16 protein-coding genes are annotated in these 16,279 nt (G+C 36.7%); all 16 read left to right on the top strand.

Annotated features, from left to right (window positions below):
- Window positions 1-12 precede the first annotated feature (12 nt).
- The 16 genes from pyrH to ACG94X_RS04665 all read left to right on the top strand — a co-directional run bounded on the left by pyrH (window position 13) and on the right by ACG94X_RS04665 (window position 16,117).
- A complete protein-coding gene (gene pyrH, locus ACG94X_RS04590) occupies window positions 13-741 on the top strand; it encodes a UMP kinase (RefSeq protein WP_419382555.1) in 729 nt (242 codons plus the stop codon).
- A 78-nt stretch (window positions 742-819) separates the two neighbouring features.
- Window positions 820-1,374 carry a ribosome recycling factor gene (frr, locus tag ACG94X_RS04595; RefSeq protein WP_419382556.1) on the top strand — a complete coding sequence of 185 codons (555 nt, stop codon included), beginning with the start codon at window positions 820-822 and terminating at the stop codon, window positions 1,372-1,374.
- Window positions 1,375-1,381: 7 nt separating this feature from the next.
- Complete coding sequence (gene uppS / locus ACG94X_RS04600; protein WP_419382557.1) at window positions 1,382-2,134, top strand: polyprenyl diphosphate synthase; 753 nt, start codon at window positions 1,382-1,384, stop codon at window positions 2,132-2,134.
- The gene (locus tag ACG94X_RS04605) at window positions 2,134-2,958 is read left to right on the top strand and encodes a phosphatidate cytidylyltransferase (protein WP_419382558.1); all 825 of its coding nucleotides are present in this window, start codon (window positions 2,134-2,136) and stop codon (window positions 2,956-2,958) included. The genes uppS and ACG94X_RS04605 overlap by 1 nt, the downstream gene beginning before the upstream one ends.
- Complete coding sequence (gene ispC / locus ACG94X_RS04610) at window positions 2,959-4,161, top strand: 1-deoxy-D-xylulose-5-phosphate reductoisomerase (RefSeq protein WP_419382559.1); 1,203 nt, start codon at window positions 2,959-2,961, stop codon at window positions 4,159-4,161.
- Window positions 4,158-5,513 carry an RIP metalloprotease RseP gene (gene rseP / locus ACG94X_RS04615; RefSeq protein WP_419382560.1) on the top strand — a complete coding sequence of 452 codons (1,356 nt, stop codon included), beginning with the start codon at window positions 4,158-4,160 and terminating at the stop codon, window positions 5,511-5,513. Before ispC ends, rseP begins: the two co-directional genes overlap by 4 nt.
- Before the next feature lie 36 nt (window positions 5,514-5,549).
- Window positions 5,550-8,099 (top strand): outer membrane protein assembly factor BamA, encoded by a 2,550-nt coding sequence (bamA, locus tag ACG94X_RS04620; protein ID WP_419382561.1) that lies wholly within the window; start codon window positions 5,550-5,552, stop codon window positions 8,097-8,099.
- Between the two features lie 41 nt (window positions 8,100-8,140).
- Window positions 8,141-8,626, top strand: a complete 486-nt coding sequence (locus tag ACG94X_RS04625; RefSeq protein ID WP_419382562.1) for an OmpH/Skp family outer membrane protein — start codon at window positions 8,141-8,143, stop codon at window positions 8,624-8,626.
- 3 nt (window positions 8,627-8,629) lie between these two features.
- Window positions 8,630-9,700: a UDP-3-O-(3-hydroxymyristoyl)glucosamine N-acyltransferase gene (lpxD, locus tag ACG94X_RS04630; RefSeq protein WP_419382563.1), complete on the top strand. Its 1,071-nt coding sequence runs from the start codon at window positions 8,630-8,632 to the stop codon at window positions 9,698-9,700.
- Window positions 9,701-9,702: 2 nt separating this feature from the next.
- Window positions 9,703-10,188 carry a 3-hydroxyacyl-ACP dehydratase FabZ gene (gene fabZ / locus ACG94X_RS04635; RefSeq protein ID WP_419382564.1) on the top strand — a complete coding sequence of 162 codons (486 nt, stop codon included), beginning with the start codon at window positions 9,703-9,705 and terminating at the stop codon, window positions 10,186-10,188.
- On the top strand, window positions 10,185-10,973 hold the full coding sequence (gene lpxA, locus ACG94X_RS04640) for an acyl-ACP--UDP-N-acetylglucosamine O-acyltransferase (protein WP_419382565.1): 789 nt from the start codon (window positions 10,185-10,187) through the stop codon (window positions 10,971-10,973). Before fabZ ends, lpxA begins: the two co-directional genes overlap by 4 nt.
- A 322-nt stretch (window positions 10,974-11,295) precedes the next feature.
- On the top strand, window positions 11,296-11,511 hold the full coding sequence (locus ACG94X_RS04645; RefSeq protein ID WP_419382566.1) for a hypothetical protein: 216 nt from the start codon (window positions 11,296-11,298) through the stop codon (window positions 11,509-11,511).
- A gap of 192 nt (window positions 11,512-11,703) precedes the next feature.
- Window positions 11,704-12,288, top strand: coding sequence for a TetR family transcriptional regulator (locus tag ACG94X_RS04650; protein WP_419382567.1), 585 nt, complete (start codon window positions 11,704-11,706; stop codon window positions 12,286-12,288).
- Window positions 12,289-12,465: 177 nt separating this feature from the next.
- Window positions 12,466-12,834 (top strand): YcgJ family protein, encoded by a 369-nt coding sequence (locus tag ACG94X_RS04655; RefSeq protein WP_419382568.1) that lies wholly within the window; start codon window positions 12,466-12,468, stop codon window positions 12,832-12,834.
- A 90-nt stretch (window positions 12,835-12,924) separates the two neighbouring features.
- On the top strand, window positions 12,925-14,676 hold the full coding sequence (locus ACG94X_RS04660) for an amidohydrolase (RefSeq protein ID WP_419382569.1): 1,752 nt from the start codon (window positions 12,925-12,927) through the stop codon (window positions 14,674-14,676).
- Between the two features lie 115 nt (window positions 14,677-14,791).
- Window positions 14,792-16,117, top strand: coding sequence for a flavin monoamine oxidase family protein (locus ACG94X_RS04665; RefSeq protein WP_419382570.1), 1,326 nt, complete (start codon window positions 14,792-14,794; stop codon window positions 16,115-16,117).
- Window positions 16,118-16,279: the final 162 nt, after the last annotated feature.

Consider the following 16,279-nt stretch of genomic DNA (forward strand, 5'->3'; position numbering starts at 1 on the left):
TGGAGTTTTGTGATGTTAGATTCTAAAAAGCCTCGTTATGAACGTATTTTGCTGAAACTTTCGGGTGAAGCGCTTGCTGGAAATAAAGACATGGGTATTGATGCCCAAGTCTTAGATCAAATGTCTTTATCTATTGCACATTTGGTTGGTTTGGGCGTGCAAGTGGGTATTGTTGTGGGTGGCGGTAATTTATACCGTGGTAGCCAATTGCAAAAAGAAGGTCTAGTTGGTCGTGTAACTGGCGACCAAATGGGCATGCTTGCAACAGTAATGAACGGTTTGGCGTTGCGTGATGCATTAGTGCGTCGTAATATCAAAACTCGTTTAATGTCAGCATTGCCAATAGGTGCGGTGGTTGAAGCATATTCAAGCCGCGATGCGATTCGTCATTTGACTCAAGGCGAAGTGTGCGTATTTGTTGCAGGTACTGGTAATCCATTCTTTACTACAGATACAGCAGCATGCTTACGTGGTATCGAAATTGAAGCCAACCTTATTTTAAAAGCGACTAAAGTTGATGGTGTTTATAATAAAGACCCAAGCAAATATGACGATGCTGTAAAATATGATCATTTAAGCTTTGATGAAATCCTAGATGAGAAGTTGGGTGTGATGGATTTAACCGCAATTTGTTTATGCCGTGACCATAATGTGCCATTGCAAGTATTCGATATGAATAAATCTGGCGCATTATTATCTGTAGTGATGGGCGAAAAAGAAGGAACTCACGTAACAAACTAATGTACGTGAGGGCTAAAGCTCTTTATACTGCTGCACATTCAAATTTACAATTTTAGATAAATAAGTAAGGAAGATCATATGATTAACGATCTTAAAAAAGATGCTGAAGACCGTATGAACAAGTCACTTGACTCGTTGGAACATGGTTTTGCAAAGGTTCGTACAGGTCGTGCGCATCCATCAATCCTCAACGGTGTTATGGTTTCTTACTATGGTTCTGACGTACCATTAAACCAAGTTGCGAATGTGGGTCTTGAAGATTCTCGTACGTTATTGGTACAACCGTTTGAACGTACAATGGTTTCTACAATCGATAAAGCGATTCGTGAAGCAGGTCTAGGTCTAAACCCAGTAACTTCAGACAGTATTCGTGTACCAATGGCAGCTTTGACTGAAGAAACACGTAAAGACATGCAGAAAGTTGCACGTAATGAAGCTGAAAATGCCAAAGTTGCGATTCGTAATATTCGCCGTGATGTGTTGGGTGATATTAAAGCATTGTTGAAAGAAAAAGAAATTTCTGAAGATGATGATCGTCGTGCAAGTGATGATATTCAGAAAGTTACAGATAAATTTGTTGCAGAAGTTGATAAACGTCTTGCTGCTAAAGAAGCTGAATTGATGAAGGTCTAAGATTTAAATGACCGCATCTGAAGACAATCATCTTCCAAAACATGTTGCCATCATCATGGATGGCAACAATCGTTTTGCTAAAAAGAAACAACTACAAAGTGGTGATGGACACCGTGAAGGTAAAAATGTCCTAGATCCGATTGTAGAGTATTGCCGAAAAGTAGGGGTTCAGGCTTTAACTGTGTTTGCATTTTCCAGTGAGAACTGGAATCGTCCACAGTATGAAGTTGATTTGTTGATGAAATTGTTAGAAGAGACAATTGATGAGCAAATTCCTCGTATGGAAAGATTTGAAATTTCATTGCGGTTTATAGGTGATCGTAGTCGGCTTTCTCCAGAACTACGTGAATTAATGTTGCATGCGGAACAAAGGACTGCTAAGTTCAGTAACATGACTTTAACAATTGCAATTAGTTATGGTGGAATGTGGGATATTGCCGATACTGCTAGGCGACTTGCTCAACAAGTTAAAGATCAAATAATTGATGTGAATCAAATTGATACTGAGTTATTTTCACAACAAATTAGTTTGGGTGATTTAGCACCTGTAGATCTTATGATTCGAACAGGTGGTGATTATCGACTGTCTAATTTCTTACTGTGGCAGGCTGCCTATGCTGAGTTATATTTTACTCAGACCTTGTGGCCAGAATTTACAGTAAAAGAGTTGGATCATGCGTTCAATATTTTTTCAGGACGAGAAAGGCGTTTCGGGAAGACCTCTGAGCAAATTCAACAAGAACAGATAGAGAATTTATAATGTTAGAGCGGATTATAACCGCATTGGTGTTGGTTGCAGTTGTATTGAGTTGTATGTTTGCAACACATTCACAATATCCAATGTTAGTGTTAATGATTATCGCAGCTGGGGTAGCAGGTTATGAGTGGTTTAAACTCATGCCACATGAATCTAAGCATGTGAATAAAATTAAAGCAGTCGGATTCGGTATTTTAACCGCTTGTCTCTCTGGTTTGGCATTATATTTTAATGATTTAGCACTTATTCTTTGGAGTGCTTCAATTTTAACGTGGTTGTTTAGTATTTATTGGGTGAAATCTTACCCAGAATATGATGGTTGGTATAACGTCACTTTAAATATTGTAGGGCTTGTTTTAATTGGTGCGGCAATTACCGCAATATTATATGTATGGAATCAGTCACCGTGGTGGTTGATGTATTTGTTCCTTCTGGTTTGGGGGGCAGATAGTGGGGCTTATTTTGTTGGACGTAAGTTTGGTAAGCGTAAACTTGCACCTGATGTCAGTCCGAATAAGTCAATTGAAGGTTTGATCGGCGGTATTGTTACCGTTGCAATCGTAATTGTTGCAGTTCAGTCTATTTACTTACATTTGACACTTTCACAACATATACTTTTCCTTGTTCTGTCTATTGTGACGGTCTTCAGTTCCGTGTTGGGTGATTTATTCGAATCAATGATTAAACGCCGTGCAGGAATTAAAGACTCTGGACGCATTCTGCCTGGACATGGTGGGGTGCTTGACCGTATTGACTCATTACTTGCTGCAGCTCCATTTTTTGCAGCAGGAATGTATGTACTAAAACTTATTGGTGTAGATTTATAGATGTCGCAATCTGTTTGTATATTAGGTGTTACAGGTTCAATTGGGTGTAGTACTTTAAAGGTTTTAGAACAACATCCAGACCAATATTCAGTTTTTGCAATCACTGGGTATAGTCGAATTAAAGAACTCAGTGAAATATGCAAACAGTTTCGACCGAAGTGTGTCGTTGTACCGTCTGCTAAAATGGATGAATTACAGCAACTTTTAAAACTGCAAAATATTGCTGATATTGAAATCCTGACAGATGAAGCGGGATTAATCGCAGTTGCGCAACATCCTGAAGTTGATGTTGTTATGGCAGCAATTGTCGGTGCTGCAGGTTTGTTGCCGACTTTAGCTGCGGTGAAAGCAGGTAAACGCGTTTTATTGGCAAATAAAGAAGCTTTGGTGATGTCAGGTGATATCATGCTTCAAGCTGCGCAAGACAACAATGCGTTGTTATTACCCGTTGATTCTGAACATAATGCAATTTTCCAATGTCTCCCTCAAAATTATCTCCAAACTGAAAGAAATGGTGAACCTAAGCAGGGTGTTAAGCAAATTTTATTAACCGCCTCAGGTGGCCCATTTTTAAATCACAGCATAGAACAATTAAGAAAAGTAACACCTGCACAAGCCTGTAAGCACCCAAATTGGTCGATGGGGCGAAAAATTTCAGTCGATTCGGCAACATTGATGAATAAAGGCTTAGAATTAATCGAAGCGTGTCATTTATTTTCAATTAAAGAACAATTTGTTACAGTTGTCGTTCATCCACAAAGTATTATTCACTCAATGGTTCAGTATGTGGATGGTTCAACTTTGGCTCAAATGGGTAATCCTGATATGTGTACGCCAATTGCACATGCATTAGCATGGCCTGAGCGAATTCAAACACATGTTCCACCTTTAGATTTATTTGTACATTCGCAACTTGATTTTCAAGAACCAGACATAATCCGTTTTCCTTCTTTGAGATTGGCTCGTGACGCGATGAAAGAAGGTGGTTTAGCACCTGCTATTTTGAATGCTGCCAATGAGGTCGCTGTTGCATCTTTCTTGCAACAACAAATTTCGTTCCTTGAAATTCCTCAGGTGGTTGAACACGTTTTAAATTACGTTCAGAATGGTTTGGCAGATTCGATTGAAACGATTTTGCAAACAGATGAGCTTGCTCGACAAGTTGCATCGCAACGTATTACGCAATTGGAAAGCCGTTCATGAGTGTTTTGTTTATCATTGTTGCTGCTATTTTTTTACTTGGTCCACTCATTGCTATTCATGAGTTTGGACATTACTGGGTTGCACGTAAACTCGGTGTGAAAGTATTGGTATACTCAATTGGTTTTGGCCCAACACTGCTAAAATGGACGTCAAAAAAGTCAGGTATTCAATATCAGCTTTCTGCATTACCACTAGGTGGTTATGTGAAAATGTTGGATGAGCGTGAAGGCAATGTGAGTGCAGAAGATCTACCTTTCGCATTTAATCGTCAGTCACCGTGGAGGCGATTTGCGATCGTTGCAGCAGGACCACTGATTAACTTATTTTTTGCTGTGATCTTATTTTGGATATTATTTTTACCTGCGCAAGACCAACTGAATACTCGTGTGGGTAAGGTTTTACCAAATACACCTGCTGCGACTGCCCAAATGCAAGCTGGTGATAAGATTATTGCAATTGATGGAACGCCAATTGAAACTTGGGAAAAGTTGAATTATGCCGTTGTAGACCGTGTTGGCGAAACGGGCAATATTCAGGTTCAAGCAGAACGTAATGGTCAAATCAAAACGTTCAACTTACCCATTCAAAGCTTTCTCAAAGATCAAAGTCAATCTCCATTTGATATACTCGGATTTACACCGTATCGTCCTTACATTCCCGCTACAGTTTTTAAACTGAGTGATGATGGCGCAGCAATTCGCCAAGGAATGAAAGAGGGTGATCAAATTTTAGCGATCAACCAAGTCAAAATGAAAGATTGGTTTGATGTGGTAGATGTGGTACAAAATTCACCTGAAAAGTTATTGAATATTGATGTGTTGCGTCAAGGAAAAGTTGTTCATTTGCAAGTGATGCCGCAAGGTAAACGTGACAATATGGGGAATGTGACTGGAATGTTAGGCGTGCAAGCGCAGACAGCAAAAGTGACTATTCCTCCAGAATATAAGCAAACAATTCAATATAATCCTGTTGAAGCGTTTGGTATGGCAGTTGAAAAAACAGGGCAAATTTCTGCCATGATTTTGAACTCTATGGTAAAAATGGTTCGTGGCTTAATTGGCTTGGATAATTTATCGGGTCCTATAACCATTGCCAAAGTTGCTGGTCAAAGTGCGGAAATGGGTTGGCAAACATATATTTCATTTATGGCACTCATGAGTGTGAGTTTGGGAATTTTAAATTTATTGCCTATTCCAATGTTGGATGGCGGACATTTAATTTATTACATAATTGAAATGATCCGAGGTAAACCTGTTTCTGAACAAATACAATTGGTTGGTTTGAAAATTGGTATGGTACTGCTTGGAAGCATGATGCTCCTTGCGATATTTAATGATTTTATGCGTTTATAGCGTAATAGTGGATTAACTTACTGGAAAATAATAGGCATGCATCACTCACATTTATTTATGCCGTTGGCGCTTATTAGTGCAATGGCAGCAGTACAGCAAGTACATGCAGCAGATGAGTTCATTGCGAGAGATATCCGTGTGGATGGTTTGGTTCGCTTAACTCAACCTAGCGTTCTTGCACTTTTACCAATAAATAGTGGTGACCGTGTCAATGATCCTGCTATAGCAGATTCAATTCGTGCTTTGTATGCTTCTAATTTATTTGATGATATTCAAGCATCTAATAATAATGGCGTATTGGTTTTTAAAGTCGTTGAACGTCCAGTTATTTCAAAAATTAACTTTAAAGGCAATAAACTGATTCCGAAAGAAGCCTTGGAAGATGGTTTGAAAAAAATGGGCTTGGCAGAAGGCGAAGTTCTTAAAAAATCTGCATTGCAAACTTTAGAAACTGAGTTGGAGCAGCAATATGCTCAACAAGGTCGTTATGATGCTGATATTAAGGTTGATCAAGTTGCGCGCCCAAATAACCGTGTAGATTTAGATATTAATTTTAATGAAGGTAAGGCTGCAAAAGTATTCGATATCAATGTGATTGGTAATACTGTCTTTAAAGATGATGAAATTAAGCAAGCATTTGCAGTAAAAGAAAGTGGTTGGTTATCTGTTATTTCACGAAATGACCGTTATGCACGTGAAAAAATGGCGGCAAGTTTAGAATCATTGCGTGCTTTATATTTGAATAAAGGTTATATCAACTTTGAAATTAACAGCTCAAACTTGAATATTAGTGAAGATAAGAAAAATATCTTTATTGAAGTATCTGTAAATGAAGGTGACCAATTTAAATTTGGTGAATCTAAATTTTTAGGTGATGCACTTTATAAGCCAGATGAACTTAAAGCACTGCAAATTTATAAAGATGATACGACATATTCACAAGAAAAAGTTAATGCAGTTAAACAGCTTCTATTGCGTAAATATGGTAATGCAGGTTACTACTACACAGAAGTGAATGTTGTACCTGAGATTAACAATGAAACACATACTGTTGATTTAAATTACTATATTAATCCAGGTCAGCAAGTCACAGTTCGTCGTATTAATTTCACAGGTAATGCGAAAACGGCTGATGAAGTATTACGTCGTGAAATGCGCCAAATGGAAGGTGCATTGGCGAGTAATGAAAAAATTGATTTGTCTAAAGTTCGTCTAGAACGTACTGGTTTCTTTAGTAAAGTTGATATAAAGCCTGTTCGAGTGCCAAATGCACCTGATCAAATGGATTTAAATATTGATGTCGAAGAACAGCATTCTGGAACAAGTACTTTGGCTGTAGGTTATTCTCAGAATGGTGGTATTACCTTCCAAGCGGGATTAAGCCAAACCAATTTCTTGGGTACGGGTAATCGTGTTTCTATCGATTTATCACGTTCAGAAACGCAAGATTATTATAACTTAAGTGTGACTGACCCTTACTTCACGATTGATGGTGTTAGTCGTGGTTATAATATGTACTACCGTAAAACCAAGCTGAATGATGACTATAACGTTAATAATTATGTAACGGATAGTCTAGGTGGTGGTATTACGTTTGGTTATCCGATTGATGAAAACCAGAATATCAGTGCGGGTCTAAATATTGATCAAACTAAAGTAACCACAGGTTCGTATGTTTCGACATATGTACGTGATTATTTGTTAGCAAATGGTGGGAAGGCAACACATTCAAGTACATATTGCCCAATTGATAAAATAGAAAATATTGTTGAAAAAGATCCTGTTACTGGAAAAGATGTTATTACAGGAACTAAGTGTAGTGATATAGAGACTTCTTATGAAGATGAGTTTGAGGGTAAATTCTTAACCTATAACTTAAACTTAGGTTGGTCTTATAATACGCTGAACCGTCCAATTTTCCCTACTAATGGTACTTCACATCGTCTTAATGCTGAAATTGCACTTCCAGGTAGTGATGTTGAATATCAAAAAGTTACTTATGATGCGCAAAGTTACTTCCCGATAGGTCGTGATTTTGTCCTGCGTGGTTATGGTAAGTTAGGGTATGGTAATGACTTGCCTTTCTATAAAAACTTTTATGCAGGTGGCTTTGGTTCAGTTCGTGGTTATGATAACAGCACGCTTGGTCCAAAATACCCTGGTGTTATATTCAATGAAAGACGAACTAAAGATTATGATCCCGAAGAAGTGGGTGGTAATGCTTTAATACAATTTGGTACGGAGTTGGCTTTACCTGTGCCATTTAAAGGTGATTGGGCACGTCAAATTCGTCCTGTGATCTTTGCTGAGGGGGCGCAAGTCTTTGATACAAGTTGTAGTATGGCTACTGGTAAGTTGTATCTACAGGGTGACAGTGAAGGTTTCAAAGATCCTGGTGTAGAAGCAAAACAATATTGTAAAGATAATAATGATTTTGATCTTGGTAATATGCGTTACAGTGTGGGTGTTGGCTTTACATGGATTACCATGATTGGACCACTTTCATTGAGTTATGCATTCCCATTAAATGATAAACCAGGTGATGAAACTAAAAATATTCAATTTGAGATCGGTCGTACTTTCTAAGTACGATCTTTATTTGATTTAACATCATATAAGGAAAAAATATGAAAACAATGAAGATGGTGGTTGTGGGTTTAGGTCTAGGTTTTGCTGGTTTGGTTCAAGCAGCTGGATTTGGTGTAATTGACTTAGGGAAAGTTGTTGAAAGCAGCACATATCTAAAACAACAAAATGCCAGTTTAGAGCAATCTGTTAAACCACAGACCACTAAGCTTGAGCAGATTTCTAAAGATATTGAAGCTTTGAAACAAAAAGCACAGGCTCAAGGTGCAAATGTTCAGCAGATCAATGCGCAATACCAAGCGAAAGTAAATGAATTTCAAACGATTCAACAAGGTGTCCAAACTAAAGTTCAAAGTGCAATTCAAAGTACCAATACAACTTTTGAAACTCGTGTGAATCAAGCTGCTGAGCAATTGCGTCAAGAAGCGGGTTTAGATTATATTTTGAATAAAACTTCAACACTTGCATTTGACCCAAAGAGCGATTTAACTGCTAAAATGATTCAAAAGGTCAATGCAATTAAATAATCAATGAGATTCAATCATTTCCATCTCGATGAATTAGCTCAGCTTGTACAAGGTGAGCTTGTTGGTCAATCTGATCTTGTTCTAAAAGGTCTATCTAGTTTAGAGCAAGCTCAGCCTCATCATATCGCTTTCGTAATCGGTGATAAGTATCTAAAAGAAGCGCTTAATTCAAAAGCTGGTGCGCTTATCATTAGTGCAGAACTTCAAAGTCAATTACCTAATCATAAAAACTTTATTATTGTGCCTAATCCGTATTTGGCGTTCGCAATTCTTACACACAGTTTTGAAATAAAAGTCACTGTACGTGGTATTGAGCGTACGGCTCAAATTTCACCCTCTGCAATTATTGCCGATGATGCTTATATTGGTCATTACGTTGTGATAGGTGAAGATTGTGTGGTGGGCAACAACACCATTATCCAATCGCATGTCAAAATTGATGATGGTGTGGAGTTAGGTAAAGATTGTTTTATCGATTCTCATGTTACTTTGACCGGTCAGGCTAAAATTGGTGATCGTGTACGGATTCATGCCAATACTGTCATTGGCGGAGAAGGTTTTGGTTTTGCATCTTATCAAGGTAAATGGAATCGCATTGCGCAATTGGGTTCAGTTCGCATTGGAAATGATGTGAGAATTGGTTCGAATTGTAGTGTTGATCGTGGTGCTTTGGATGATACTATTTTAGAAAATGGTGTCATTATTGATAACCTTGTGCAAATCGCACATAACGTGCATGTTGGTGAAAATACAGCCATGGCAGCGAAGTGTGGTATTGCTGGAAGTACCACGATTGGCAAAAACTGCATCTTTGCTGGTGGGGTTGGTGTGGTTGGGCACATTAAAATTGCAGATAAAGTGACAGTTACAGGAATGTCAATGGTTTCAAAAAGTATTTCTGAAGCAGGATCTTACTCTTCCGGAACTGGACAATTTGAAACAAATCAGTGGAAAAGAACAGTTGTACGCCTAAGACAATTAGCAGATGTGCCATTGACCAAGCTAGTGAAAAAAATAGATCATATGCAGGCTCAAATAGAGTCCATTGAATCAACTTTAAAGTCGCGTAAATAATTATGACTCAGTCTAAATCTCTACCTTTCGCCGTTCCAGAACTACCTATGCAAACTCAAACGATCCGTGAGTATTTACCACATCGTTACCCATTCTTGCTTGTGGATCGTGTTACTGAAGTTACAGAGAACGCAATTGTGGGATACAAAAACGTATCGATTAATGAAGAGTTTATGCAGGGACATTTTCCTGGCTATCCGATTATGCCTGGTGTGTTAATCGTTGAGGCGATGGCACAAATTTCTGGTGTATTGGGTTTCATTATGAATGATGAGAAACCGAGAGCTGGATCTTTGTTCTTGTTTGCTGGTGCAGAAAAGATACGTTTTAAAAAACAAGTCGTACCTGGTGACCAACTCGTGCTAAAATCTGAATTACTCATGCAAAAACGTGGCATTTACAAATATTTATGTACTGCTAGTGTTGACGGCATGGTAGCAGCAACCGCTGAAATTATCATTTCTCATCAGAAATTAGAGCAGGCATGAGCAATAAAGATTTAATACACCCAACCGCTATTATTGACTCATCTGCAGTAATAGCGCCAGATGTCCAAATTGGACCTTATTGTATTATTGGACCTCAAGTTACAATTGGTTCAGGTACAAAGCTGCATCCGCATGTTGTGGTTGCAGGTTTTACCCGTATCGGGTCGAATAACGAAATTTTCCAATTCGCGAGTGTTGGTGAAGTTTGTCAAGATTTAAAATATCAAGGTGAAGAAACTTGGTTAGAGATCGGTGACAACAACAAAATTCGTGAACATTGTAGTCTGCATCGCGGCACTGTCCAAGATCGCAGTATCACTCGAATAGGTAGTGATAATTTGCTTATGGTTAATACCCATATTGCGCATGACTGTGTCATTGGTAGCCACAATATTTTTGCGAATAATGTGGGGATCGCTGGGCATGTTCAGATTGGCGATTTTGTGATTGTCGGTGGAAACTCAGGTATTCATCAGTTTTGTAAGATTGATTCTTATAGCATGATTGGTGGTGCTTCACTAATTCTGAAAGATGTTCCTGCTTATGTGATGGTATCTGGAAATCCTGCACATGCTTTTGGTATGAATGTAGAAGGGATGCGTCGTAAGGGTTGGTCTAAAAATGTGATTCAAGGCTTGAGAGAGTCTTTTAAATTGATTTATAAAGCCAATTTAACCACAGAGCAAGCGATTGAAAAAATCCGCCAAGATATTCTTCCAGAAGTGGAAGAAGTTCAGTTGCTCATTGATTCAGTTTTAGAGTCAAAGCGTGGAATTGTGCGTTAATCTTTAATTCGTAAAATAAATGACGATAAAGAAAATTAAAAAATGCCTCATCAGAGGCATCTTTTATATTATAGGTTTCAAATTGGTTGAGAATAGTTTGCACAAACCCTTATTTTTCGGTGTTTTTTAAAATTCTTTAATGTAGAATTTGAATGAATTTAAAAATGCAATGCAACAGAAGTGCAACATGACAACATACCAGAAACGTAAGGGCAGAGTTACAGTTACTGTAAGAATAAGCCTCATCCACCGAAATCAAAAACCTTTGATACAATGCGCGATGCAAAAGCATGGGCTGTGCAAACAGAATTAGAATTAAAAAATGAAAGGGAAAAAAATTTATACGCATATAGTTTTTAAGCATGCACTAGAAAAATATAAAAATACAGTATCAATTACAAAAAAAGGTTCTGACGCAGAAATCACAACTATAAATTTCTTCCTTAAAAATATGAAAGTAAATTTGAGCTTATCGGCCATAGATAAAATGTATCTAGTTGAGTGGAGAGAGCAGCGCTTAGGGGGCGTTTTCGCATAATACCAATTATATTAAATAGACTATAATTTAGGTGATATTCCATTTTTCAAAAAAAACAAATAAGAAATTTTATATACTGATAATCATTCTAGATCCTAATTATGCAAACATATTTTTATTCGTTAATATAAATACTTAACAAGATATTTATGTTTTCTATATGATAGAAGTAAATAATTGGGGGGTATTAAGATGGCATATTTAAGCAAAAGTGAAAGAAAACAACAAATTATTGATTCAGCAAAAAAATTTGTTTTATCTGAAGGTTTAAATACATTAACAGTAAGAAAACTAGCAGAAAAAGCAGAATTTTCGGTTGGTCAAGTACATCATCATTTTGATTCTATTCATGATTTAAAGTCACAAGTTTTTTTAGCATTAGTCCATGAAAATTTAAATCTGAATCGATTGCCCGATAATGTCACTACCAAAGAAAAGTTAATCTATTTATTAGGTTCAGAAGCAACAACTTCCGAAACACCTTATATCCGAGTTTGGAATGATGCAGAAAGTAATGTGTACAGTCATCCTGTATTTAAGCAAGTCTATGCACAGGCAATCAAAATTTGGCAAAATTCAATCATTGATGTACTACGTATAGGTTTGGAAAAAAAAGAATTTATTATTCAATTAGATCGAATAAATGAAATTGCTTTGAGATTGATTTCTTTAGCCGTAGGGCTGGAATTTTTATCCAATCTTGAAGTGGAGGGTGTGCAGTTTGAATTCTTTCATCATCAAATTATATTAGCAATTCAACAGGAATTAGGAATTTAATTTTTTTAGAATTAATTTGAACACAGGTTCAAATTAAAGTATTCTTTTGATAAATGCCAACTTTATGAAATTGGGATTTAAGATTTTTCTGTCAAAAAACAGATAAAATTTGAATTTTAGTTAATTTATTCTCAATTATTATCTTTAAAAACTCATAGTTTATATTCGGAGAAAACAATGAAAAAAATAGCTTATTTATTGTTTATGCCCATATTTTTAATGGGTTGCCAAGCGACACAGATAAGCTCAAAGCAACTTATACAAGGTATTGATTTGAAACAGCCAACACCACAGGTTCTTTGTGATCAGTATGTTTGTGCAAATGCTGAAGGAATTTCTAAAGAACTCACCCAAAAATATCTCGGGCAGGTTCAAGCAGATAAAGTGTTCTCACAAGGTGAGTTTGATCATACTCAATTTACCTTTGCCAATGGTATTTTTTGTGACACTCAAACTCGAAAATGCCATGTAGATCGATATTTTAATGGTGATGGTAAACGTAGTGATGTTGCAGAAAACTATACAAAAGCATTATTTGGTCAGTAAAAAGAATCAATAGATCAGTGTATTATTTATTCGCTGATTTGTTGTGAGATTTTGTGATGTTGAATCAGTAAAGGATATTTAATTTAAGTTATGTTTAATTTTAAAAATACGCTTTTAGTTGCAAGCCTGTGCCCCTTTTTAATTAGCACCGCTTGGGCAAAAAATGGGGTCGAAAGCATTTATCTAAATGGTAAAATTTATACGGCTAAAGATAATACTTCTTTACAACAAGCAATTGCGGTTTTGGATGATGGTACGATCCTAAAAGTAGGAAATAATGCCGAAATCAGAAAACTCGCTGATGCAGATACACAGATAGTCGATCTACAACAAAAAGTGTTAATGCCGGGCTTAATTGATACGCATATTCATGCTTTGATTTCAGGTGTTGAGTCAGTAATGGCAACAATGGAAGAGGGTGAGATCAGTGTTCCTGCTGTAGTAGAAAAATTAAAAGTCGCACAAAAAGAAGGCACTGCCGTATATGGCGATGTATTGGTTTTAAATGGTTTATCTTCTGAGTATTGGGAACTAGAAGATCAATTGTCAGCAGTTTTTAATCACAACGAATGGAAAAATCAGCTTGTAGCATTGGTTGGGAGTGATCACCATACAGCATGGGCAAATAAAGCCTTACTGAAGAAGGCTGGTGTAGACAAAAATCTTGTTCGTCAATTAACAGTAGAAGATCAACAAAATATTCGACATAATCAAAAATTTGAACCAACTGGATTTTTAGTTGACTCAGGCTGGGATATTGTCAGTGAAAAGATTCCTTCCGTACCACATGATTTAATGTATAAAGGATCTAAAAAAGCAGTACAGGAATTGAATCAGCTAGGTATTACAGGCTGGTTAGACATTGCTTCCAATGCTAGTCCTTTACAGGGTATTTTTAATATTAAAAATACTGAAAATACCGTTGGTGTTATTCCGATGTATAAAGAGCTTTCTGAAAAAGGCGAGTTGACTGCACGTGTTTCGGGGTTGCATATCATCAACTCAAAAAGTACTGCAAAAGTATTGGATACACTGCAAGTCATTAACCAGAAATATAATAATATTGAAAACTTTAAGTTAACTGGTATGAAAGTGTTTGCAGATGGGATTTTGGAATATCCTGCACAATCAGCTGCTTTGATAGGACAGTATTCCAATAGTAAAAAAAGTGGTCAATTATTGTTTGACCCTCAAGTATTTAAAACATTAGTTGACGAAGCCGATCAACGAAATATGCTAGTTCATATTCATGCAATTGGCGATAAAGCAGTGAATGAGTCATTGAATGCTATTGAATATGCACGGTCTAAACGTCAGAGCCATGTTGCTCATACAATTACTCATCTTCAATTGGTTGACCCAAAGGATTATGGTCGATTTAAACAAAATGATGTGATTGCTTCTATGCAATTGGCATGGGCTTATGAAGATGGATTTAATAAAACTTTAGTTAAACCATACATCAGTCAAACGTCTTATCAAGGAATGTACCCAGCGGGGTCATTGGTCAAGCATGGAGCAATACTTGCAGGAGCGAGTGATGCTCCTGTATCAACGCCTAATCCATTTATTGCAATGGCTATTGGTATGACACGTACTGCTGAAGGTGGCAGTTATTTAAATCCAAGTGAAGCAATTGATCGTGAGACTGCTTTTAAAGCCTATACAATTAATGCAGCTAAGGCTTTAGGACGAGAAAAAGAGATTGGTACATTGGAAGCTGGTAAAAAAGCGGACATGATCGTACTTGATCGGGATATTTTTACCGTACCACCTGAGCAATTAGCAGAAACAAAAGTGGTATGGACGATTTTTAATGGTAAAAAAGTCTATCAACAGTAGATATGTGCATGATAAGCGCTTAAACATGCACGGATTATGAAAATGATGCGTGCATTAATCTTGAAGAATTTTTTCTTTCACACTTTATATCTTTAATTTAAGGAAGTGATCGTCCATGATAAAAAATAAAGATGCACAGATTATTGTGATTGGAGCAGGTACGGCTGGTTTAACTGCTGCCAGTGAGTTGCAAAAAATGGGGAAAAGCGTACTTGTTTTAGAAGCACGAGACAGGCTTGGTGGTCGTATTTTTAGTCAAAAAATTGCGGGAAAAGTTTATGATTTAGGTGCTTCGTGGATTCATGGTATTGAAAACAATCCAATATGGTCAATTGTGCAACAAAATCAGATTGAAACCGCTGTATTTAATTATAATGAATCGATTTATTACCATGATAGTGGTCAACGTTTTAATCCAATACAACGCAACATTTTTGAAAAAAGTTTGGATTATTTATTAACTCAATTTAAAACTATTAATCAGACTGAACATTATTCACATGCATTAGAAGCATTGGAAACGTGGCTTAATGGGACAAAGTTCCAAGAATTTATAAAAAGCCAATTTCAATTAGGTCAAGCTGAACAGCTTAAGCTTCACAAGATGCTTCTAGATTTTTTCAAAGGGCTAGCTGAAGATCCGTGCGCAAGTGATTTAGAACATTTATCTGCTGAATTCTGGAAAAATGAGGGATTTTATGCAGGAGATGAAGTTGTTTTTCCGCAAGGCTATATACAGATTGTTGAAGCATTATCAAAAGATATTACAGTACTAACTAATAAAGTCGTTCAACGTATTGATTACACTAAAGAGCTTATTCAAATTTTTACAGAAAAAGGAGAATGCTTTACCGCAAGTCAAATCGTTATAACTGTGCCATTGGGGGTGCTTAAAAAGCAACAGATACAGTTTATACCTAGTTTACCACAACAGAAAAAGCAAGTTATTCAAAAGTTAGGTTATGGAGTTTTTAATAAATTATTTGTCCATTTTGATCAAGCTTTTTGGCAATCAAGTGAAGGTAATTTGGTAAATAGTATAAATATTCATAATGGCCAGCGTTGGTTAAATTTTTTGGATATGAGTAGGATTTATCAACAACCGATATTATTATTCTTATTTGGTGGCGTATCTGCGACTTGGACGGAAAAATTGAGCAGTCATGAGATTTGGCAACAGATTGAACCCTCACTCAAGCTTATTTTTAATGACATTCCAGAACCCATTCAAATGTTTAAAACCGAGTGGGGTACAGATCGTTTTGCTGAAGGTTCATTTAGTTATCAAGCTATTGGGCAAACTGCTGATGATATTGAAATTTTAAAAGAACCCATCTTAGGCAAGCTATTTTTCGCAGGTGAACATTTAGCGCAATTTGGCGCGGGTACTGTGCATGGTGCTTATACATCAGGTCTAGATACTGTGAAGCTTATGTTGTAATTTTATACTTACATATAGTTAAGATTTTCTAAAATTAACATAACACACCTTATTTGAATGCTTAATGTTAGAACCCATTTAAAGTGTCTATATTCTCACCAATAAAAATGTCTGGTTTATGATGGTTTTTATCACCATGGACTGGATATAAAATATAGATGC

It is taken from the genome of Acinetobacter psychrotolerans, from assembly GCF_048552595.1.
GTDB lineage: Bacteria > Pseudomonadota > Gammaproteobacteria > Pseudomonadales > Moraxellaceae > Acinetobacter.

Bases quoted from the DNA above. Each gene is read 5' to 3' on its own strand.
- pyrH (WP_419382555.1), top strand. From the start codon at position 13: ATGTTAGATTCTAAAAAGCCTCGTTATGAACGTATTTTGCTGAAACTT.
- frr (WP_419382556.1), top strand. From the start codon at position 820: ATGATTAACGATCTTAAAAAAGATGCTGAAGACCGTATGAACAAGTCA.
- uppS (WP_419382557.1), top strand. From the start codon at position 1,382: ATGACCGCATCTGAAGACAATCATCTTCCAAAACATGTTGCCATCATC.
- ACG94X_RS04605 (WP_419382558.1), top strand. From the start codon at position 2,134: ATGTTAGAGCGGATTATAACCGCATTGGTGTTGGTTGCAGTTGTATTG.
- ispC (WP_419382559.1), top strand. From the start codon at position 2,959: ATGTCGCAATCTGTTTGTATATTAGGTGTTACAGGTTCAATTGGGTGT.
- rseP (WP_419382560.1), top strand. From the start codon at position 4,158: ATGAGTGTTTTGTTTATCATTGTTGCTGCTATTTTTTTACTTGGTCCA.
- bamA (WP_419382561.1), top strand. From the start codon at position 5,550: ATGCATCACTCACATTTATTTATGCCGTTGGCGCTTATTAGTGCAATG.
- ACG94X_RS04625 (WP_419382562.1), top strand. From the start codon at position 8,141: ATGAAAACAATGAAGATGGTGGTTGTGGGTTTAGGTCTAGGTTTTGCT.
- lpxD (WP_419382563.1), top strand. From the start codon at position 8,630: ATGAGATTCAATCATTTCCATCTCGATGAATTAGCTCAGCTTGTACAA.
- fabZ (WP_419382564.1), top strand. From the start codon at position 9,703: ATGACTCAGTCTAAATCTCTACCTTTCGCCGTTCCAGAACTACCTATG.
- lpxA (WP_419382565.1), top strand. From the start codon at position 10,185: ATGAGCAATAAAGATTTAATACACCCAACCGCTATTATTGACTCATCT.
- ACG94X_RS04645 (WP_419382566.1), top strand. From the start codon at position 11,296: ATGAAAGGGAAAAAAATTTATACGCATATAGTTTTTAAGCATGCACTA.
- ACG94X_RS04650 (WP_419382567.1), top strand. From the start codon at position 11,704: ATGGCATATTTAAGCAAAAGTGAAAGAAAACAACAAATTATTGATTCA.
- ACG94X_RS04655 (WP_419382568.1), top strand. From the start codon at position 12,466: ATGAAAAAAATAGCTTATTTATTGTTTATGCCCATATTTTTAATGGGT.
- ACG94X_RS04660 (WP_419382569.1), top strand. From the start codon at position 12,925: ATGTTTAATTTTAAAAATACGCTTTTAGTTGCAAGCCTGTGCCCCTTT.
- ACG94X_RS04665 (WP_419382570.1), top strand. From the start codon at position 14,792: ATGATAAAAAATAAAGATGCACAGATTATTGTGATTGGAGCAGGTACG.